Annotated in this window: 16 protein-coding genes; 13 read left to right on the forward strand and 3 right to left on the reverse strand. The window is 61.6% G+C overall.

The genetic code is table 11. From position 1 onward, the window contains the following. Positions 1-30: 30 nt before the first annotated feature. Together T3A99_RS21440 and T3A99_RS21445 are read left to right on the forward strand one after the other, a co-directional pair. Entirely contained in the window at positions 31-1,401 is a 1,371-nt protein-coding gene (locus T3A99_RS21440; protein ID WP_076386214.1) for a transporter substrate-binding domain-containing protein, read from the forward strand. Between the two features lie 185 nt (positions 1,402-1,586). Continuing rightward, a complete protein-coding gene (locus T3A99_RS21445) occupies positions 1,587-1,874 on the forward strand; it encodes a DUF3509 domain-containing protein (protein ID WP_047227509.1) in 288 nt (95 codons plus the stop codon). 332 nt (positions 1,875-2,206) lie between these two features. Here the strand turns inward: T3A99_RS21445 and T3A99_RS21450 are convergent, their stop codons facing one another. After that, on the reverse strand, positions 2,207-3,406 hold the full coding sequence (locus T3A99_RS21450; RefSeq protein WP_139051084.1) for a CaiB/BaiF CoA transferase family protein: 1,200 nt from the start codon (positions 3,404-3,406) through the stop codon (positions 2,207-2,209). Positions 3,407-3,552: 146 nt separating this feature from the next. On the opposite strand from T3A99_RS21450, the gene T3A99_RS21455 reads away from it, so the two are divergent. The 3 genes from T3A99_RS21455 (at position 3,553) to T3A99_RS21465 (ending at position 7,429) form a co-directional block, all read left to right on the forward strand. Next, positions 3,553-4,095, forward strand: coding sequence for a YaeQ family protein (locus tag T3A99_RS21455; RefSeq protein WP_047227511.1), 543 nt, complete (start codon positions 3,553-3,555; stop codon positions 4,093-4,095). A gap of 171 nt (positions 4,096-4,266) precedes the next feature. Further along, the gene (gene recJ, locus T3A99_RS21460; RefSeq protein ID WP_274090887.1) at positions 4,267-5,976 is read left to right on the forward strand and encodes a single-stranded-DNA-specific exonuclease RecJ; all 1,710 of its coding nucleotides are present in this window, start codon (positions 4,267-4,269) and stop codon (positions 5,974-5,976) included. 346 nt (positions 5,977-6,322) lie between these two features. Next, the gene (locus tag T3A99_RS21465; protein WP_047227513.1) at positions 6,323-7,429 is read left to right on the forward strand and encodes an NADH:flavin oxidoreductase/NADH oxidase; all 1,107 of its coding nucleotides are present in this window, start codon (positions 6,323-6,325) and stop codon (positions 7,427-7,429) included. 202 nt (positions 7,430-7,631) lie between these two features. Here the strand turns inward: T3A99_RS21465 and T3A99_RS21470 are convergent, their stop codons facing one another. After that, complete coding sequence (locus T3A99_RS21470; RefSeq protein ID WP_047227514.1) at positions 7,632-9,257, reverse strand: glucan biosynthesis protein D; 1,626 nt, start codon at positions 9,255-9,257, stop codon at positions 7,632-7,634. Between the two features lie 364 nt (positions 9,258-9,621). Here T3A99_RS21470 and T3A99_RS21475 point away from each other — a divergent pair, with 364 nt between their 5' ends. After that, positions 9,622-9,807 (forward strand): hypothetical protein, encoded by a 186-nt coding sequence (locus T3A99_RS21475; protein WP_047227515.1) that lies wholly within the window; start codon positions 9,622-9,624, stop codon positions 9,805-9,807. A 267-nt stretch (positions 9,808-10,074) separates the two neighbouring features. Here the strand turns inward: T3A99_RS21475 and T3A99_RS21480 are convergent, their stop codons facing one another. Continuing rightward, positions 10,075-11,499 (reverse strand): gamma-aminobutyraldehyde dehydrogenase, encoded by a 1,425-nt coding sequence (locus T3A99_RS21480; RefSeq protein ID WP_047227516.1) that lies wholly within the window; start codon positions 11,497-11,499, stop codon positions 10,075-10,077. A 196-nt stretch (positions 11,500-11,695) separates the two neighbouring features. Between T3A99_RS21480 and T3A99_RS21485 the strand changes: the two genes are divergently transcribed. From T3A99_RS21485 to T3A99_RS21515, 7 genes are all read left to right on the forward strand, one after another. Next, entirely contained in the window at positions 11,696-12,409 is a 714-nt protein-coding gene (locus T3A99_RS21485; RefSeq protein WP_160891624.1) for a tellurite resistance TerB family protein, read from the forward strand. A 271-nt stretch (positions 12,410-12,680) separates the two neighbouring features. After that, on the forward strand, positions 12,681-14,303 hold the full coding sequence (locus T3A99_RS21490) for a methyl-accepting chemotaxis protein (RefSeq protein ID WP_076386211.1): 1,623 nt from the start codon (positions 12,681-12,683) through the stop codon (positions 14,301-14,303). Continuing rightward, positions 14,303-14,839 carry a chemotaxis protein CheW gene (locus tag T3A99_RS21495; RefSeq protein WP_047227519.1) on the forward strand — a complete coding sequence of 179 codons (537 nt, stop codon included), beginning with the start codon at positions 14,303-14,305 and terminating at the stop codon, positions 14,837-14,839. Before T3A99_RS21490 ends, T3A99_RS21495 begins: the two co-directional genes overlap by 1 nt. Beyond that, positions 14,836-16,113, forward strand: a complete 1,278-nt coding sequence (locus tag T3A99_RS21500; protein WP_322834791.1) for a protein-glutamate O-methyltransferase CheR — start codon at positions 14,836-14,838, stop codon at positions 16,111-16,113. The genes T3A99_RS21495 and T3A99_RS21500 overlap by 4 nt, the downstream gene beginning before the upstream one ends. Continuing rightward, positions 16,110-16,781: a chemotaxis protein CheW gene (locus tag T3A99_RS21505; RefSeq protein WP_047227521.1), complete on the forward strand. Its 672-nt coding sequence runs from the start codon at positions 16,110-16,112 to the stop codon at positions 16,779-16,781. The genes T3A99_RS21500 and T3A99_RS21505 overlap by 4 nt, the downstream gene beginning before the upstream one ends. Continuing rightward, positions 16,778-19,039: a hybrid sensor histidine kinase/response regulator gene (locus T3A99_RS21510; RefSeq protein WP_274090888.1), complete on the forward strand. Its 2,262-nt coding sequence runs from the start codon at positions 16,778-16,780 to the stop codon at positions 19,037-19,039. The genes T3A99_RS21505 and T3A99_RS21510 overlap by 4 nt, the downstream gene beginning before the upstream one ends. Further along, on the forward strand, positions 19,036-20,046 hold the full coding sequence (locus T3A99_RS21515) for a chemotaxis response regulator protein-glutamate methylesterase (RefSeq protein WP_047227523.1): 1,011 nt from the start codon (positions 19,036-19,038) through the stop codon (positions 20,044-20,046). Before T3A99_RS21510 ends, T3A99_RS21515 begins: the two co-directional genes overlap by 4 nt. The last annotated feature ends 37 nt before the right edge of the window (positions 20,047-20,083 follow it).

Below are 20,083 nucleotides of genomic sequence, written 5' to 3' on the forward strand. Positions count from 1 at the left end.
GACGGGCGAGTAATCTCGAAGGATATGCAGATGTTGTTTTTTATCAGACGCAAACCAGCCCTGGGCTGGATGATGGGCCTGGTCCTGGTGTTTTGGACACTGGGGGTGGACGCCGCACAGTTGGCGACCTACGAAACGCCACCGTTCGGCCCCGGCGAACGGTTGGTGCTGGATCCGCAGGAATTGAAATGGATCGAGCAAAACCCGCAGGTCATCGTGGCCTCGATGCAGTTTCCGTTGTACCTGTTCAAGAATGAGCATGGGCAGTGGAACGGCCTGAACAACGACATTCTCCAGCGTATTGCGCGCATGACAGGCCTTGAGTTTGTGCATCGGGAGTCGTTCTCCCCTGAACAATTGCTGGCGATGCTGGAAAACGCAGAGGCCGACATGACGACCACGCTGGCGATGAACGACGAACGCAGGGATTTTCTGAGCTTCAGCCACGCCTTTGGCGGTTCCGGCTGGGTATTCGTCGGGCGCGACGGGGAGTCCGTCCCCGATTCGCTGGAGCAGCTCAATGGCAAGATCCTGGCATTGCCGGCACGGCATGCATTGGAGGCGCAGATCCGGCGCGACTACCCGGCCATCGAGTTGCGCACGGTCAAGACTTACGGGGAAGCGAGGGCCCTGGTGGAGAGCCGGGAGGCCCACGCCACCATTGAAAACGAAACCGGGGTGCACCTTTATCCGGCGGGACAGTTGCGTGTAGGAAGAAGTCTGGAGGGCAAGTGGGAACCGGATTATCTGGCTGTACGTCAGGATCTGCTCCCATTGCTGAGTATTCTGAACAAGGCGCTGGAAGCTTTTCCGGCCGAAGAAATGCGGGCGCTGCGTTCCAAATGGATGGCCGGTATCGCCCCTGGCCAGGCGCCATCGGTCTGGTTGCGGATTTCCCGCTGGGGTTATTGGTGTGTGACGGTGGTCGTGTTGTTCGCTCTGCTGTCCCTGCTCTGGAACCGCCGCCTGCAGATACAAATCGACCAGCGCCTCAAGGCCGAGGCTGTCCTCAATGATCAGTTGATGCTCCAGAGGGCCTTGATGGATGCCATTCCCGATCCGATCTTCATTCGTGACCTGGAAGGGCGCCTGATCATGTGCAACAAGAGTTACGAAGAGCAGTTCGCGACGCGCTTTGAAAAGTTGCGGGGGACCCGGCTGACGGATTCCGCGGTGTTCCCGCCGGCGACTGCCGAGCTGCTGCATGGAGAGGTCATGGAGCAACTGCGAACCGGCCAGTCCCGGTTCGTCGATCGTCAACTGATGTTCAGGAGTGGATTACGCAAAATCTATCATTGGTCGGTGCCTTTTTATGGGGCCGATGGGCAGTTGCGCGGTTTGCTGGGAGGCTGGATCGATGTCGGGCGCCGGTGGAACCGCGCTGAGCCATTGCTGGCTTGATGCAGGCTGCTCGTGAGGAAATTTCTTCAAGCGGTAGCTGTTGTTTGCCTGTCATATTGGACGCGCATGCTCGGTTCAACGGCTTCGAGGTGTACCGGCTCGGTATGCGAACGAACTTTCTGCTGCGGCCCACGGTCATTTACTGTGAACAAGCAGTTGTTTTCGGACTATTGAAGGGTGAGCGAATGGAAAGTATCAGCCTATTGCTGGGTGAGGCTTTGAGCCCGTATCAGGTGACGCTGACTCCCTCTGGCGCCAGGGGCGAGTGTCTGGTAACGCTGAAGAATGCCTCCGGGGCCATCATGGTCGAACGTATGTTCAACCAAGCGCAATTGACCGACAGACGCCAACTGACGGACGTGGTCGATGGCCTGCACCGCGACGTGCTGATTGCCGAGGGCCGGCTTGAGCCCTGTGTGATCGCGGCGCTGCGTAATCTGGCACGTGACAAGGTGATGGCTCTCCCAAATTGAACACTATTTCGTGGGAACCTTCCTACGTCCTGATGAGTCAGACCCTTTACCAGCAAGATCAAGCATTGTGCTCCGGTGCTTGTCGCTTGTTGTACGGACCTGAATGGTCGCGTTTAACCCCGAGTTGTCTCCCCACTTCTCGGGGTTTCTTTTTGCCCGGCGTTTAAGGTTTTAGCGTGCTCTGGCGCTGAGCGATGCCGAACCCTTGTGGGAGCGAGCCTGCTCGCGATTGCGGTGTGTCAGTCAATATCAAGTCGACTGAACCGACGCTATCGCGAGCAGGCTCGCTCCCACAGTTGATCTTCAGTGGCCACAGACTTTCGTTCACCGCATCAAATGGCGCCGTCGATGCGCAGTTGGGCGATCTGCTGTGCATCATAGCCAAGCTCGCCTAGCACTTGGGCATTGTGCTCACCCAGCGTCGGTCCCACCCATTCAGAGGTGCCCGGTGTGTCGGAGAGTTTCGGTACGATGCCCGGCATCTTGAACGCCTTGCCGTCCGGCAGCTTGGCCTGGAGAAACATTTCCCGGGCCAGGAACTGTGGATCGCTGAACATATCTTCGGCGCTGAAAATCCGGCTGGCCGGCACTCCCGCCTGGTTCAAATGCTCGATAACGGTATCGAGCGGGAGTGAATTGACCCAGCGATCGATGACCCCGTAAAGCTCATCGCGGCGGCTGTCGCGCCCGTCATTGCTGGCCAGTTGCGGGTCATTGGCCAGATCCTCACGGCCGATGACCTGCATGAAGCGCTTGAAGATCGCGTCGCCGTTGGCGCCAATCTGCACGTGCTTGCCATCGGCACTGGTGTGGATAGACGACGGGGTGATGCCGGGCATGATGTTGCCGGTGCGCTCACGGATGAAACCGAACACATCGAACTCCGGCACCATGCTTTCCATCATGGCGAAAATCGCCTCGTACAGCGCCACATCCACCACTTGCCCGGTTCCGCCGTTGACCTCGCGATGACGCAGCGCCATCAGTGCGCCAATCACGCCCCAGAGGGCGGCAATCGAATCGCCGATGGATATGCCGGTGCGCACCGGTGGCCGGTCTTCGAACCCGGTGATGTAACGCAGGCCGCCCATGGACTCGCCCACTGCGCCAAACCCGGGCTGATCTTTCATCGGCCCGGTCTGACCGAAGCCCGAGAGCCGCACCATGACCAGTTTCGGGTTCAGCGCATGTAGGACTTCCCAACCCAGGCCGAGCTTTTCCAACACTCCGGGGCGAAAATTCTCGATCAGGATGTCGGCTTCGCCGATCAGCTTTTTCAGAATCGCCAGACCTTCGGGGTGCTTGAGGTTCAGGGTCAGGGATTTCTTGTTCCGCGCCTGGACGAACCACCACAAGGACGTGCCTTCATACAGCTTGCGCCATTTACGTAACGGGTCGCCGCCATCGGGCGATTCGACCTTGATCACCTCGGCACCGAATTCACCGCAGATCCGCGAGGCAAAAGGTCCGGCGATCAAGGTGCCGAGTTCGATGACTTTGACGCCCGCAAGGGGTTTGGCAGTAAGCGACATGACGGATCCTGTAGAACAAAGGCAGAACGAAAGAGCGTTTTATCATAGGCCGGCGTCAGTCGCCGCAGGTTGATGGTCGGCAATTCGTGGAATGCCCGCCTCATCGGTTAGACTTGCCGCCTTTCCTCGTATCAAGAAGCCCGTTCATGGCCCAGCCGTCCACGACCTATAAGTTTGAACTGAACCTCACCGACCTCGACCGCAGTGTGTACGAGAACGTGAAGCAGACCATCGCCCGTCATCCTTCGGAAACCGAAGAACGCATGACCGTGCGCCTGTTGGCCTACGCTTTCTGGTACAACGAGCTGCTGGCATTTGGCCGAGGTCTGTCGGATGTCGATGAACCTGCGCTGTGGGAAAAAAGCCTGGATGACCGTGTGCTGCACTGGATCGAAGTGGGCCAGCCCGACGCCGACCGCCTGACCTGGTGCTCGCGCCGCACCGAACGCACGAGCCTGCTGGCCTACGGCAGCCTGCGAGTCTGGGAAGGCAAGGTGATCCCGGCGGTAAAGAACCTCAAGAACGTCAACATCGCCGCCGTGCCCCAGGAAGTGCTGGAGACGCTCGCTAAGGACATGCCCCGCGTGATCAAGTGGGATGTGATGATCAGCGAGGGGACGATTTTCGTGACCGATGATCGCGGCCAGCATGAAGTCCAATTGCAATGGTTGCTGGGTGAGCGCGGCTGAGCCATTGACCCGGTATTGAGTGAGCCATTGTGGGAGCGGGCTTGCTCGCGAAGGCGGCAGATCAGTTTGCATTGATGTTGAATGTGCCGCCGCTTTCGCGAGCGAACCCGCTCCCACCCAAGCTTTCCTTGCCATTACCTTCACGATTTCCAGAGAAAACTTTGTCACCCCATGCGCATAGAACCCCGCCAGCTACCCGACACCCTGCCATTCCTCGGTGACCTGCCGCCCCTGTTGACGCGCCTGTATGCGGCCCGTGGCGTGCAGTCCGAGGCTGAACTGGACAAGAGCCTGGCGCGCTTGATTCCTTATCAGCAACTCAAGGGTATCGACGCGGCCGTGGATCTGTTGGTGGTGGCGCTGGAGCAGCGCCAGCGCATCCTGATCGTCGGCGACTTCGATGCCGACGGGGCGACGGCCAGCACGGTGGGCATGTTGGGCCTGCGTTTGCTCGGGGCGGCCCATGTCGATTATCTGGTTCCCAATCGCTTCGAGTATGGCTACGGACTGACCCCGGAAATTGTCGAGGTCGCCCTGACCCGTGAGCCGCAGTTGCTGATCACCGTGGACAACGGCATTTCCAGTGTCGAAGGTGTGGCAGCGGCGAAAGCGGCGGGGCTCAAGGTGCTGGTTACCGACCACCATTTGCCGGGCCTCGAACTGCCGGCGGCGGATGCCATCGTCAACCCGAACCAGCCGGGCTGTGAGTTCTCGAGCAAGGCATTGGCCGGGGTCGGTGTGATTTTTTATGTGCTGATGGCCTTGCGGGCACGTCTGCGCAGCCTGGGCCGGTACGCCAGCAGCCCCCAGCCAAACATCGGCGAACTGCTGGATCTGGTGGCACTGGGCAGCGTGGCGGATGTGGTGCCTCTGGACGCCAACAACCGGATCCTGGTGCATCAGGGCCTGGAACGCATTCGTGCAGGGCGCGCCCGACCCGGCATCAAGGCGATCCTGGAAGTGGCCAGGCGCGATCATTCTCGTATCACTTCCACGGACCTCGGGTTTATCCTCGGCCCGCGCCTGAACGCAGCCGGGCGTCTGGACGACATGAGCCTGGGCATCGAATGCCTGCTCACTGACGATCCGGCCTTGGCGCGGGAGATGGCGGCGCAACTGGACGGCATGAACCAGGATCGCAAATCCATCGAACAGGGCATGCAGCGTGAAGCGCTGGCCCAGCTCAAGGACTTGCCGGTGGAGTCCATGCCGTTCGGTCTATGTCTGTTCGATCCTCAGTGGCACCAGGGCGTTATCGGGATCCTCGCCTCGCGGATGAAGGAGCGGTATTTCCGCCCGACCATTGCTTTTGCCGATGCCGGAGACGGCCTGCTCAAGGGCTCGGGGCGCTCGGTGCCGGGTTTTCATATTCGTGATGCCCTGAGTGTGGTGGCGGCGCAACATCCAACGCTGATCAGCAAGTATGGCGGCCACGCCATGGCGGCGGGCCTGACGTTGGCGCAAGAGAATTTTCCACTGTTCGCCGAGGCGTTCGACGCTGAAGTGCGCCGGCAATTGCGCGAAGAAGACCTGACCGGGCGCCTGTTGTCGGACGGCACCCTGGCGGTGGAAGAGTTCCACCTGGAGCTGGCTCGGGCGCTGCGTCACGCCGGGCCCTGGGGGCAGCATTTCCCGGAGCCGATGTTTCACGGTGTGTTCCAGTTGGTCGAACAGCGCGTGGTGGGCGAACGGCACCTCAAGGTCGTCCTCAAAAGCGAATGCGGCTCGGTGAAACTCGACGGTATCGCCTTCGGCATCGACCGCGATATCTGGCCAAACCCCACTGTGCGCTGGGTGGAACTGGCCTACAAACTCGACCTCAACGAGTTTCGCGGCCAGGAAACGGTGCAGTTGATGATTGCCCATATCGAACCGCGGTAGACACGCCGCCATCTTGCGTTCGTACTCTGTGGCGAGGGAGCTTGCTCCCGCTGGACGCGCCAGCGTCCCCTTGCGATGTGATGGCTGCAATGCCGGGGCTGCTTCGCAGCCCAGCGGGAGCAAGCTCCCTCGCCACAGGGGTACACCATTGCGTCACACCGTCGATTTTTAAGTTCTGAACCCTCCCGCCTCCCAGGTTGTCGACTAGGCTCTAAGCACTGCTTGATAGCCCTTGTGACGTCTTGTCGGATTTCTTTGCCCGCGGGGGCGGGTGTTGCACCTTTTGTCACTCGTCGACTTTTCAAACAGAACCCTGGAGCCTGCCCACTGATTCGAGAGGTGCCCCATGAGTCTGCTGCTGGAACCCTATACCCTTCGTCAATTGACCCTGCCCAATCGCATCGCGGTGTCGCCGATGTGCCAGTATTCGAGCGCCGATGGCCTGGCCAATGACTGGCACCTGGTACACCTCGGCAGCCGCGCCGTGGGCGGTGCCGGCCTGGTGTTCACCGAAGCCACTGCCGTCACTGCCGACGGTCGCATTACTGATCAGGACCTGGGGTTGTGGAACGATGAACAGATCGGCCCCCTGCAACGCATCACCCGCTTCATCACCGCCCAAGGGGCCGTGCCCGGCATTCAACTGGCCCACGCCGGACGCAAGGCCAGCACCTGGCGACCCTGGCTCGGCAAGCATGGCAGCGTAAAACCGGAGGAGGGCGGCTGGGTTCCGGTCGGCCCGTCGCCGATTGCCTTCGATCCGCAGCACACCCAGCCGATCCAACTGGACGAGGGGCAGATTGCCGGTGTCATCCAGGCGTTCGTGGAGGCGGCCAAACGTAGCCTGACGGCCGGGTTCAAAGTCGTGGAAGTCCATGCAGCCCACGGTTATCTGCTGCATCAATTCCTGTCTCCCTTGAGCAATCAGCGGCGCGATCAATACGGCGGCTCGTTCGAGAATCGCATCCGGCTGGTGCTGCAAGTGACCGAAGCGGTCCGGGCGGTATGGCCTGAGGAATTGCCGGTGTTCGTGCGCGTATCAGCCACCGACTGGGTCGAGGATGGCTGGAACCCGGATGAAACCGTGGAGCTGGCGCGGCGATTCAGGGCGCTGGGGGTGGACCTGATCGATGTGTCATCGGGCGGCACCGCTGTGAATGCGGAAATTCCCACCGGTCCGGGGTATCAGACGCGCTTTGCCGAACGGGTGCGCAAGGAGTCGGAAATCGCCACCGGCACTGTCGGCATGATTACCGAACCGGCCCAGGCCGAGCACATCTTGCGGACCTGCCAGGCCGACATCATTTTCCTGGCCCGCGAACTGTTGCGTGATCCGTACTGGGCGTTGCATGCCGATGATGACCTGGGGGGCCGCAAGGCCACGTGGCCAGCGCAGTATCAGAGAGCCACGCATCGGGACCAGCCGATTCATGAGTCGGATTTGCGCGATTAAGGGTTAGCTTGAAACAAAACGCCCCGGTCGTTTTGGCCGGGGCTTTTGTTTATTGGGCTGGATGGTACGGCGTCTGTACGTGCCTCATCGCGAGCAGGCTCGCTCCCACAGTGGATTGGTGTTGTTCACAGAATTTGTGATCCACACCCTACCCTGTGGGAGCGAGCCTGCTCGCGATGGCGTCATCCCTGACGCGCAAGGATCAAGGGTATTTACGCTTATCCGGCGCCGGCGGGAAGTACTGGTACAGCCAGGTCTCGCTCAAGGTCCGGTCATTGGTGCGCAGGAACAGGCGCATCTCCACCGGGTCCACGCGATCGTCGGTCGGGTACCAGTCGAAGGTGATGCGGTAACCCTTGATCGCATCGAGCACCAGCACGTTGAAGTCCTTCACCTCGCCGTGGGAGCAGGTCACTACCGGTTCGATACCGGTGCCAGGGGGGAGCTGATCGAGGCCGCCGCCGTTGAAGTCCACGGCAAAACGTCGGGCCCAGACGGTGGGGTAGTGCTCGCCCGGTGCCCAGCCTTCGATGAAGCCGCCCATGCCTGAACGGGTCGCGTTGACCTGGGCCAGCTCGGTGCTCACCGGTGGCAAGGCGCTCCAATAGAGCTTGTAGCCGTAGTTCAGCGATTCACCGGCAGCGACCGGCTTCTTCGGCGTCCAGAATGCGACGATGTTGTCCAGGGTTTCACCGGTCGTAGGAATTTCCAGCAGATCGACCGAGCCTTCGCCCCAGGCCGTTGTCGGTTCGACCCACAGGCTCGGGCGCTTGCTGTACCAGTCCACGGTGTCCTGGTAGCTGGCGAAGTCGTGATCGGTCTGCACCAGGCCGAAGCCTTTGGGGTTGTTGTCGGCGAAGGCGTTGAACTGCAGGGTGGCGGGGTTGTTCAGCGGGCGACAAACCCACTCGCCATTGCCGCGCCACATCGCCAGCCGGTCGGAGTCGTGAATTTGCGGGTGGATGGTGTCGCACATGCGCCGCTCAACGGTGCCGCAGCTGAACATGCTGGTCATCGGCGCGATGCCCAATTGCTCGATGGCGGTACGGGCATTGATGTGCGCATCGATTTCCATCACGACGCGGGTGGGCTGACAATCGATGTCAAAACGATAGGCGCCGGTGGCGCTGGGCGAGTCGAGCAGGGCGTAGACCACGAAACGGGTACTGTTCTTGTCCGGGATTTCGAACCAGAACTTGGTGAAGTCCGGGAATTCCTCACGCTTCTTGGCGTAAGTGTCGATGGCCAGGCCCCGGGCCGATAATCCGTACTGGCCGGTGTTGTCCACGGCGCGGAAATAACTGGCCCCCAGAAACGAAACGATATCGTGCCGGTCCAGCTCCGGCGCCTTGAACACCCTGAACCCTGAGAAGCCCAGGTCACCGGTCAACTGCGAAGTGTTGACCGTGGTTTTCTCATAGTTGAACAACTCCGGGCGGAAGTGCACTTCACGGGCCATGCGGGTCTTGGCATCGACACTGTACATGCGCACCGGTTGCTTGAAGCCCATGCCGACGTGGAAAAACTGCACGTCCAGTTGACCGTCCAGCTCCTTCCACAGCGAGTGGTTGGCGTCGTAGCGGATGGCGTTGAATTGCAGCGGGGACATCATCGCCAGTGTCGGCGGCAAAACTTGCTTGGTGTCGACGTAACGGCTCTTGGCCAGTTCCCGGGCCTGTTCTTTCAACCCATTGAAATCGAAAGGACGGGCCTCGCCGTCGGCGGTCCGGTCAGCAGCCCAGGCGCGTGCGGCCATAAGCCCTGAAGCCGAAAGCCCGGTGTAGGCAGCGAAAGCCATGGACGCCTTGAGCAGATTCCTGCGGTGCATAAATACAACCTTTCTGGAAACAATCCCGAGCCTTTCCTGGCAACAGAGACTGGTAAAGAAGTTCGGACATGCCTTTGGCCAAACGCGACGGACGTTAGAACAGATGCCTGAGAGCTGGATCGGTTCACCGAGGCGCAAAATCATAGGGGATACGTGGCACGGGAGAGAGAGGAAAGCGTGGTTTAGTTAAATTTCCTTACAGATATTTCCTTTTTTAACGGGTAACTCTGCATTTTTTGACTAATTACTCTAAAACTCCCTGTTCACGGTGTGAATCCTCCCTATCCTTTAGCGTGATAGAGGTTGAACCCGCGGATTCAGCAGGTGCTATCGGTCAATTCGACGTACAGAAGGACAAGGCTCAATGACAAAAATACAGGGCATCACCCAATTGCTGGGGATCCTTCCATGCTTGACGAGCGCGCGCCGGACCCGGCCGCTCAGCATGGACGAACTAAGACTGGTGGAACGCTATCGCGAACTGTCGGAAAACGACCGGATCGCCATGCGTTGCCTGATGGATGCGATGCGCAGTGTTTCGAGGTTTTGAATGAGTGCGGATCTGCTCGTAGAGAGCTCGGATTGCGCCTTTATCCATCTTTCTGGTTTCACATCAGCCAGTAGGAGGCGGGAAAAATAACGTGCTGGCCGATTTTTTTATCGGTGCCCATGCGGCTGTGAATGGCCTGCCTTTGCTCACTCGTGATGCCAAACGCTACCGAAGTTATTTTCCCTCAGTGGCGTTGGTAGTGCCGTCATGACACTTGAACCGCCACGACCAGACTCTGCCGTCCGGCCGTGGTAGTCGTTCTTTGGTTCAATGCTTGAACATCACATGCCGCACTACTGTGTAGTCCTCCAGTCCATACATCGACATGTCCTTGCCATAACCGGAACGTTTCTGACCGCCATGGGGCATTTCGCTGACGAGCATGAAGTGGGTGTTCACCCAGGTGCAGCCATATTGCAGGCGTGCCGCCAAGCGATGGGCGCGGCCGATGTCGGCGGTCCAGACTGAAGACGCCAGGCCGTAGTCCGAGTCGTTGGCCCAGGCCAGCACCTGCGCTTCGTCGATGAACGGTGTGACGGACACCACCGGCCCAAAAACCTCGCGGCGCACGATTTCGTCGTCCTGCTGGGCGTCGGCCAATACCGTTGGTTCAAAGAAGAATCCGTTGCCGTCCACGGCCTTGCCACCGGTAATCAGGCGAATATGCGACTGGGCGATGGCCCGTTCGACAAAGCCGGCCACGCGGTCGCGGTGCTGGGCAGTGATCAGCGGCCCCATCTCGGTGTCCGGGGCGGTTTGCAGGCCGTATTTGATGCTGGCCACCGCCGCACCGAGTTTCTCGACGAACCTGTCGTAGATGCCTTGTTGGGCGTAAATGCGGCAGGCAGCGGTGCAGTCCTGGCCGGCATTGTAGAAACCGAAGGTGCGGATGCCTTCCACGGCTGCGTCAATGTCGGCATCGTCGAAAATGATCACCGGGGCCTTGCCGCCCAGTTCCATGTGGGTGCGTTTGACGCTGTCGGCGGTGCTGGAAATGATGTTCGCGCCTGTGGCGATGGAGCCGGTCAGCGAAACCATGCGCACCTTTGCGTGAGTGACCAACGGTTGCCCGACCGTCTGACCACGACCGAACAGCACGTTGAGTACACCCGCGGGGAAAATTTCCGACGCCAGTTCCGCCAGCCGCAACGCCGTCAGTGGGGTCTGCTCCGAGGGTTTGAGCACTACGGTGTTACCGGCGGCCAGGGCTGGGGCGATTTTCCAGGCGACCATCATCAACGGGTAATTCCACGGCGCGATGGAGGCGATCACGCCCACCGGATCGCGGCGGATCATCGACGTGTGCCCCGGCAGGTATTCGCCACCCGCCGAGCCGCTCATGCAACGGCTGGCGCCGGCAAAGAAACGGAACACGTCGGCAATTGCCGGGATCTCGTCGTTCAGCACGGCGTTCAAAGGTTTGCCGCAATTGTCCGATTCGAGCCTGGCCAGTTCTTCGCCGTGGGCTTCGATGGTGTCGGCCAGCTTGAGCAGGAGCAGGGAGCGGTCCTTGGGCGATACCTGGGACCAGCTTTGGAAGGCACTGTCGGCCGCGCGCACGGCGGCATCGACCTGAGCTTCGCTGGCTTCGTTGATTTCCACCAGCACCCGGCCCAGCGCGGGGTTGAACACGGCCTGGCCGGGCCCGTCGCCGTTCACCAGGTGACCATTGATCAGCAGTTTGGTTTGCATGTCCAAGCCCTCGTCAAAGCTGTTTTTGCTGCGGTTTTTCAGTTGATTCGAGTCTATATCGTTTTATCGGGTTCGCCGCAGCCACAGGAAAATTGGCAAGCAACATCTCGAAGCACTCTCACCGACAGACTCGGGCACTTTCGAACTAGGCTGATTGCCTTAATGATCCGGTTACCCGAATGCGTGGAGGCAGCAAATGAACACCCGTGGATTGCTCGATCAGCTTCTCAAGTCCGGTCAGGAAATGTTGCAGAACAAGGCTGGCGGCTCCCAAGGCAAGTCATCCGGCGGCCTGGGCGGTTTGCTCGGCGGTGGTGCTGGCAATTTGGGCGGGATGCTCTCCGGCGCGGGTGGCGGGGCGCTGGCCGCCGGAGCCATGGGCCTGTTGCTGGGCAACAAGAAGGCTCGCCAGTTTGGCGGCAAGGCCCTGACCTATGGTGGTCTGGCGGCATTGGGCGTGATCGCCTACAAGGCCTATGGCAATTGGCAAGCCCAGCAGGGCAGTGCGCCGAAAACTGAACCGCAGACGCTGGATCGTCTTCCCCCGGCCCAGGTCGAGCAGCACAGCCAGGCGATCCTCACGGCCCTGGTGGCGGCGGCCAAGGCCGATGGCCACGTCGACGAGCGTGAAAAGCAGTTGATCGAAGGCGAGTTCACCAAGCTCGACAACGATCAGGAGCTGCAACACTGGCTGCACGCCGAGCTCAACAAACCCCTGGACCCTGCCGATGTCGCCCGGGCCGCCAGCACGCCGGAAATGGCCGCCGAGATGTACATCGCCAGTGTGATGCTGGTGGATGAGGAAAACTTCATGGAGAAATCCTACCTCGATGAACTGGCGCGCCAGCTCAAACTGGAGCCGGGGTTGAAGACTGAGCTGGAGAAGCAGGTACGTCAGGCCGCTCTTTGAGCCAGGCCTGACCCCAAGGTAAATATCACCCCCTGTGGGAGCGAGCCTGCTCGCGATAGCGGTATGTCAGTCGACACCATTATTGACTGATGCATCGCAATCGCGAGCAGGTTCGCTCCCATAGAACTTTTGCATCGACTGCCACATTGATGCCTGGCTTGAGCTGTTTGAACAGCTGAGCGAATCACCAAACTCCTTCCTCACCGCCATACAGCCGCAACGTCGCCCTCGGCTATACTCCCCAGCATTTCAAAATGCCCGAGGTTGTACTGTGAAGAACTGGACGTTGCGCCAACGCATCCTGGCGAGTTTTGCGGTGATCATCGCCATCATGCTGCTGATGGTGGTCGTCACGTATTCGCGGTTATTGAGGATCGAGGCCAGCGAAGAAAAAGTACGCGTCTACGCGGTGCCGGGGGTGTATTACAGTTCCATGATTCGCGGTGGCTGGGTCGACAGCTACGTCAAGACCCAGCAGATCGTCGGCCTCTCGGGCCAGCGGGAAATCACTGCCGAGGACAAGGCCCTCTACCAGGGCTACGAGCAGCATCTGCGCGAGGAAATCCAGCACTATCAAAAGCTGATCCAGGACCCTGCCGACCAAGTCTCCTTCGACGAATTCGAGGTCAATCATCAGGACTTCAACAAGGCCCTGGCGAAGGTTCTGGACCTGTATGAACGCAAGGATTTCGAAGGGGCACAGCTGGCGCTGGAGAAAGAGCTGACGCCGGCATGGCTCGACGGTCGCGGGCATTTGAACCAGATCATCGAACGCAACCGGGAGCTGGCGGAAAAAGCCGCCCTGACCATCAGTCAGTCGGTAACCGCCGCTGAAGTTGCCATGGGGCTGTCGTTTCTCGTGGCGGTGCTCATTGCCATGCTCTGTGGCCTGTTGTTGATGCGCGCGATCATGGCGCCGATGAACCGCATTGTGGAAATCCTCGGCATCATGCGCAGCGGCGACCTGAGCGGGCGCCTGAACCTTGCGCGTAAAGACGAGTTCGGTGCGGTGGAAACCGGCTTCAACGACATGATGGCCGAGCTGACATCGCTGGTGTCCCAGGCCCAGCGCTCTTCGGTGCAGGTCACCACCTCGGTCACCGAGATCGCCGCCACCTCCCGCGAGCAACAGGCCACGGCCACCGAAACCGCCGCTACCACTACGGAGATCGGCGCGACCTCTCGGGAAATTGCCGCCACGTCCCGGGATCTGGTGCGCACCATGACCGAAGTTTCCAGCGCCGCCGACCAGGCCTCGGTGGCGGCCGGTTCCGGCCAGCAAGGCCTGGCGCGCATGGAAGAAACCATGCACTCGGTGATGGGCGCGGCGGATCTGGTGAACGCGAAGCTGGCGATCCTCAACGAGAAGGCCGGCAACATCAACCAGGTGGTGGTGACCATCGTCAAGGTGGCCGACCAGACCAACCTGTTGTCCCTCAATGCCGCCATCGAGGCCGAGAAGGCGGGAGAGTATGGCCGCGGTTTTGCCGTGGTCGCCACTGAGGTTCGGCGCCTGGCGGATCAGACAGCCGTGGCGACCTACGACATCGAGCAGATGGTGCGCGAGATCCAGTCCGCCGTCTCCGCTGGAGTGATGGGCATGGACAAGTTCTCCGAAGAAGTGCGCCGTGGCATGGCCGAGGTGCAGCAGGTCGGCGAGCAACTGTCGCAGATCATCCACCAGGTACAGGCGCTGGCGCCGCGGGTGTTGATGGTCAACGAAGGCATGCAGGCCCAGGCCACCGGCGCCGAGCAGATCAACCATGCCCTGGTGCAATTGGGCGATGCCAGCAGTCAGACGGTGGAGTCCCTGCGCCAGGCCAGTTCTGCCATCGATGAACTGAGCCAGGTCGCTGTGGGGCTGCGCAGCGGCGTCTCGCGCTTCAAAGTCTGATGAGCGAGTTCGAGGCCAGACGTGGCGCCGTGTCGGCGGCCCGTCAGTCGTTGTTCCTGGTGTTTTGCATCGGCAACGAACGCTACGCCCTGCAAGCCATCGATGTGGTGGAAGTGCTGCCGCGCTTGCCCCTCAAACCGATTGCCCAGGCACCGTCCTGGGTGGCGGGGGTGTTTGCCTGGCGCGGCGCGGTGGTGCCCGTGATCGATCTGTGCACGCTGACCTTCGGTCAGAGCGCCCAGGCGCGTACCAGTACGCGGCTGGTGCTGGTGCATTACCGACCCGACGCGCAGCAGGCGGGGCAGGTTCTGGGGCTGATTCTGGAACAGGCCACCGACACCTTGCGTTGCGATCCGGCGGATTTCCGACCTTATGGCTTGGATAACCCACAGGCGCCGTACCTGGGCCCGGTGCGCGAAGACGCGCAAGGCCTGTTGCAATGGGTGCGGGTCAATGACCTGCTCGACGAGTCGGTCCGTGCCGTGCTGTTTCCCACGCCTCCCTTGAACTTCGATGACCTCGAGGGACGGGCATGAACAGCGACCAGCGGTTTTTCGATTTTCTCAAGGTGCGCATCGGCCTGGATGTCACCTCCGTCGGCACCGCCATCATCGAGCGGGCCGTGCGCCAGCGCATCATTGCCGTGCCTGGGCGTGCGGCAGATGAGTACTGGCAATGCCTGCAACATTCTGCCCAGGAGCAACAGGCGCTGATCGAAGCGGTGATTGTCCCGGAGACCTGGTTCTTCCGTTATCCCGAGTCCTTCGCCACCCTCGCCAGGCTGGCCATCAAGCGTCTGGCCGAGATCAAGCACCTGCGTGCGCTGCGCATCCTCAGCTTGCCCTGCTCCACTGGCGAAGAGCCTTACTCCATTGCCATGGCGTTGCTCGACGCGGGCCTGGGACCGCATCAGTTCAAGGTGGACGCGCTGGACGTCAGTCCGCTGTCGATAGAACGTGCCAGGCAAGCGCTTTACGGCAGGAACTCGTTCCGTGGCGCCGACCTCGGCTTTCGCGAGCGATATTTCAGCGCCGAGGCAGAGGGGTATCGCCTCAGCGAGCGGGTGAGTGAACAGGTGCGTCTGCAAGTGGGCAACCTGCTGGATCCGACCTTGCTGGTGAACGAGGCCCCTTACGATTTTGTGTTCTGCCGCAATCTGCTGATCTATTTCGACCAGCCGACCCAGCAGCAGGTGTTCGAGGTGCTCAAGCGCCTGACCCACCAGGACGGCGTGCTGTTTATCGGCCCCGCCGAGGGCAGTTTGCTGGGGCGGTTGGGCATGCGTTCAATCGGGATTGCCCAGTCGTTTGCTTTCAGTCGCCAAGGTGCCCCGCAGCCACAGCCGCTGCCCGCCTTGATGTCGACGCCATTGCCGGCCCCGCTGCCGCTTGGCCAGGTCGCGCCTCGAGTCATTCCACCGGTGGTCCGGCCCCGGCCGTTCGCAGCAAGCGTGGCTCCGATCACTGAGCCGAAAAACAGCGACGCCACTACCTTACTGGCCAATATCGCGGCGCTGGCCAATGCTGGCAAAAGCGCCGAAGCCCGTGCGGCCTGCCAGCAGTACCTGCGCAATCATGCGCCGGCGGCCCAAGTGTTCTACTGGCTGGGGCTGCTCAGTGACATGGCCGGTAGCGCGCTTGAGGCCCAGGGTTTTTATCGCAAGGCGCTCTATCTTGAACCGCAACACGCCGAGGCCCTGGTGCATCTGGCGGCGTTGCTGGCTTCCCAGGGAGACGCGGCCGGTGCCCGTCGATTGCAGGACCGCGCCGCTCGCAGCGGGCGCATGGCTGACAGTGAGCGTAAACAATGAGTGGTTCGGCTAATGACAACCTGACCCATGACGATGCCCAGGCCATCGACGATTGCTGGAATCGCATCGGGGTGCATGGCGATAAATCCTGTCCGTTGCTGGCCGAGCATATTCACTGCCGCAACTGCGCGGTGTATTCGGCGGCTGCCACCCGTTTGCTCGATCGCTACACCTTGCAGCACGACGACCGGGACTTGGCCCACGCGCCGCTGGACACCGATATCGTCACACGATCGCTGTTGATGTTCCGACTGGGCGAAGAGTGGCTGGGCCTGACCACCCGCAGTCTGGTGGAAGTGGCGCCGTTGCAGCCGATTCACTCGCTGCCCCACCAGCGTTCGCGGGCCTTGTTGGGCGTGGCGAATGTGCGCGGGGCCTTGGTGGCCTGCCTGTCGCTGGTGGAACTGTTGGACCTGGAACCCGGCGGGGCAGTGGTGGCCGGCGCGCGGGTCATGCCGCGCATGTTGATCGTCGCGGCCCAGGGCGGCCCGGTGGTGGTGCCGGTGGACGAGGTGGACGGCATTCACGCCATCGATGAACGCGTCCTGGGCGCGGCCTCGCAATCGGCGGCCAAGTACACCCGTGGCGTATTGAAGTTCAAGGGCCGCAGCTTGCGCTGGCTGGACGAAGAACAGTTGTTGTCCGCCATGACCCGGAGCCTGTCATGACCCCTGATCAAATGCGTGACGCCTCGTTGCTGGAGTTGTTCAGCCTGGAAGCCGAAGCCCAGACTCAGGTGCTCAGCGCCGGCCTGCTGGCCCTGGAACGCGACCCGACCCAGGCCGATTATCTTGAATCGTGCATGCGCGCGGCCCATTCCCTCAAGGGCGCGGCGCGGATCGTTGGAGTGAACGCCGGGGTCAGCGTGGCCCATGTCATGGAGGATTGCCTGGTCAGCGCCCAGGAGCGCCGTCTGGTCCTGCGCGCCGAGCACATCGACGCCTTGCTGCAAGGCACCGACCTGTTGACGCGAATTGCCACGCCAGGCAACAGCATCGGAGCCCAGGACGTCGATGCGTATGTGGCGTTGATGGGGCAACTGCTCGATCCTGCCGCTGCGCACACGCCTGCCGGGTCGCCGCGAATCGAGATGCAAGCGGAGGCTTTTCGCGTTGAGCCGGCCGAGGCAGAACCGCTCGCGGCAACGGAACCGCTGCCCAAGGGTAAGCGGGTCACCGAAGGGGGCGAGCGGGTCTTGCGGGTCACCGCCGAGCGCCTCAATAGCCTGTTGGACCTGTCCAGTAAATCCTTGGTGGAAACCCAGCGCCTCAAGCCCTGGCTGGCGACGATGCAACGGCTCAAGCGCCAGCAGAGCAACGGCTTGCGGGCCTTGGAAGAGCTGAATGTGCACCTCAAGGAACACGCGTTGAGCTTGCAGGCCGAGGAAGCGCTCAACGACGCCCGCCGCTTGCTGGCCGAAACCCAGCAATTGCTGGCGCAGAAAACCGCGGAGATGGACGAGTTCGCCTGGCAGGCCGGTCAGCGAGCACAGGTGTTGTACGACACGGCGCTGGCCTGTCGCATGCGACCGTTTGCCGATGTGCTATCCGGCCAGGCCCGGATGGTCCGTGACCTGGGGCGCAGCCTGGGCAAGCAGGTGCGCCTGGAGATTGAGGGCGATAAAACCCAGGTCGACCGCGACGTGCTGGAAAGACTCGAAGCGCCGCTGACCCATCTGCTGCGCAACGCCGTGGACCATGGCATCGAATCTCCGGAGCAACGGGTGCTGGCCGGCAAGCCCGCCGAAGGCCTGATCCGCTTGCGCGCCTCCCATCAGGCTGGCCTGCTGGTGCTGGAACTGGCGGACGACGGCGCCGGTGTGGACCTGGAACGGGTGCGGCGCAGCGTCGTCGAACGAGGGCTTTCCCCTGAGCAGACCGCAGCCAATTTGAGCGAAGAGGAACTGCTGACGTTCCTGTTCCTGCCCGGCTTCAGCCTGCGCGACACCGTCACTGAAGTGTCCGGGCGCGGCGTCGGCCTGGACGCCGTTCAGCATATGGTCCGGCAGTTGCGCGGCGCGGTGGTGCTGGAGCAGACAGCGGGCGAGGGCAGTCGCTTCCATCTTGAGGTGCCGCTGACGCTCTCAGTGGTGCGCAGCCTGGTGGTGGAAGTCGGCGGTGAAGCCTACGCCTTTCCCCTGGCTCACATCGAGCGCATGTGCGATCTCGCTCCTGAGGACATTGTGCAAGTCGAAGGGCGCCAGCACTTCTGGCACGAAGGGCGGCATGTCGGGCTGGTCGCCGCCAGTCAGTTGCTCAATCGTCCGGCATCACAGAACAGCAGCCAGGCGCTCAAGGTCGTGGTGATCCGTGAGCGCGAGGCCATCTACGGCGTGGCGGTCGAACGGTTCATCGGCGAGCGCACGCTGGTGGTCCTGCCCCTGGACGAACGCCTGGGCAAGATCCAGGACATCTCCGCCGGGGCTTTGCTGGACGATGGTTCGGTGGTGCTGATCGTCGATGTCGAAGACCTGCTGCGCTCGGTGGACAAGTTGCTCGACACCGGGCGCCTGGAACGCATCGCCCGCCAGAACCAGACGCAGACACCGCGCAAGCGGATCCTGGTGGTGGACGACTCCCTGACCGTGCGCGAGCTGCAACGCAAGCTGTTGCTCAATCGTGGTTATGACGTGGCGGTGGCCGTGGACGGCATGGACGGCTGGAACGCGCTGCGAGCGGAGGATTTCGACCTGCTGATCACCGACATCGACATGCCGCGCATGGACGGCATCGAGCTGGTGTCGCTGTTGCGGCGCGATAACCGTCTGCAGTCGCTGCCGGTGATGGTGGTGTCTTACAAGGATCGTGAAGAAGATCGTCGCCGTGGCCTGGATGCCGGCGCTGACTATTATCTAGCCAAGGCCAGTTTCCATGACGACGCCTTGCTCGATGCCGTCGTCGAATTGATCGGAGGAGCACGCGCTTGAAGATCGCCATCGTCAATGACATGCCCCTGGCGGTCGAAGCCCTGCGCCGTGCCCTGGCCTTCGAGCCGGCGCACCAGTTGGTCTGGGTGGCCGCCAACGGTGCCGAGGCGGTTCAGCGTTGCGCCGAATACACCCCGGACCTGATTCTGATGGACCTGCTCATGCCCATCATGGATGGCGTGGAGGCGACCCGGCGGATCATGGCCGAAACCCCGTGCGCCATTGTGATTGTCACCGGTGACAGCCAGCAGAACGTTCACCGGGTGTTCGAAGCCATGGGGTATGGCGCGCTGGATGTGGTTGATACCCCTACCTTGGGGGTGGGCAACCCCGCGGATGCGGCGGCACCGCTGCTGCGCAAGATCACCAACATCGGTTGGCTGATCGGTGAGCGCAATCACCGTGAGCGTGCTGCACCGGCTGCGCAGCGGATGTCGGTGTCACGCAATAGCCTGATTGCCATCGGGTCGTCGGCGGGTGGGCCGGCCGCGCTGGAGATCCTGCTCAAGGGCCTGCCCCGTCATTTCGCCCCGGCCATTGTGCTGGTCCAGCATGTGGACGAGGTGTTTGCTGCGGGCATGGCCCAATGGCTGAGCAGTGCGTCAGGCCACCAGGTGCGCCTGGCCCGGCACGGCGAGCCGCCGCAAAGCGGTACGGTGCTGCTGGCCGGCACCAACCACCATCTGCGCCTATTGAAAAACGGCACTCTGGCCTACACCGCCGAGCCGGTCAACGAGATCTACCGGCCGTCCATCGACGTGTTTTTCGAGAGCGTCGCCCACTTCTGGAGCGGTGACGCGGTGGGCGTTTTGCTCACTGGCATGGGCCGCGACGGGGCCCAAGGGCTTAAACTCATGCGCCAGCAGGGCTATCTGACCATCGCCCAGGACCAGCAGAGCAGCGCGGTGTACGGCATGCCCAAAGCGGCCGCGGCCATCGACGCGGCTGCGCAGATTCTAGCGCTGGACCACATAGCGCCACGGTTAGTGGAGATTTTTACCCAATGAAGAACCCCGGCAGCCTTGTCCACCAGCCGTATTCAGG

The organism is Pseudomonas sp. N-137 (assembly GCF_034555295.1).
Lineage (GTDB): Bacteria > Pseudomonadota > Gammaproteobacteria > Pseudomonadales > Pseudomonadaceae > Aquipseudomonas > Aquipseudomonas rhizophila.

What these genes read in the sequence shown, in the direction of transcription:
- T3A99_RS21440 (WP_076386214.1), top strand. Translation starts at nt 31, where the DNA reads ATGTTGTTTTTTATCAGACGCAAACCAGCCCTGGGCTGGATGATGGGC.
- T3A99_RS21445 (WP_047227509.1), top strand. Translation starts at nt 1,587, where the DNA reads ATGGAAAGTATCAGCCTATTGCTGGGTGAGGCTTTGAGCCCGTATCAG.
- T3A99_RS21450 (WP_139051084.1), bottom strand. Translation starts at nt 3,406, where the DNA reads ATGTCGCTTACTGCCAAACCCCTTGCGGGCGTCAAAGTCATCGAACTC.
- T3A99_RS21455 (WP_047227511.1), top strand. Translation starts at nt 3,553, where the DNA reads ATGGCCCAGCCGTCCACGACCTATAAGTTTGAACTGAACCTCACCGAC.
- recJ (WP_274090887.1), top strand. Translation starts at nt 4,267, where the DNA reads ATGCGCATAGAACCCCGCCAGCTACCCGACACCCTGCCATTCCTCGGT.
- T3A99_RS21465 (WP_047227513.1), top strand. Translation starts at nt 6,323, where the DNA reads ATGAGTCTGCTGCTGGAACCCTATACCCTTCGTCAATTGACCCTGCCC.
- T3A99_RS21470 (WP_047227514.1), bottom strand. Translation starts at nt 9,257, where the DNA reads ATGCACCGCAGGAATCTGCTCAAGGCGTCCATGGCTTTCGCTGCCTAC.
- T3A99_RS21475 (WP_047227515.1), top strand. Translation starts at nt 9,622, where the DNA reads ATGACAAAAATACAGGGCATCACCCAATTGCTGGGGATCCTTCCATGC.
- T3A99_RS21480 (WP_047227516.1), bottom strand. Translation starts at nt 11,499, where the DNA reads ATGCAAACCAAACTGCTGATCAATGGTCACCTGGTGAACGGCGACGGG.
- T3A99_RS21485 (WP_160891624.1), top strand. Translation starts at nt 11,696, where the DNA reads ATGAACACCCGTGGATTGCTCGATCAGCTTCTCAAGTCCGGTCAGGAA.
- T3A99_RS21495 (WP_047227519.1), top strand. Translation starts at nt 14,303, where the DNA reads ATGAGCGAGTTCGAGGCCAGACGTGGCGCCGTGTCGGCGGCCCGTCAG.
- T3A99_RS21500 (WP_322834791.1), top strand. Translation starts at nt 14,836, where the DNA reads ATGAACAGCGACCAGCGGTTTTTCGATTTTCTCAAGGTGCGCATCGGC.
- T3A99_RS21505 (WP_047227521.1), top strand. Translation starts at nt 16,110, where the DNA reads ATGAGTGGTTCGGCTAATGACAACCTGACCCATGACGATGCCCAGGCC.
- T3A99_RS21510 (WP_274090888.1), top strand. Translation starts at nt 16,778, where the DNA reads ATGACCCCTGATCAAATGCGTGACGCCTCGTTGCTGGAGTTGTTCAGC.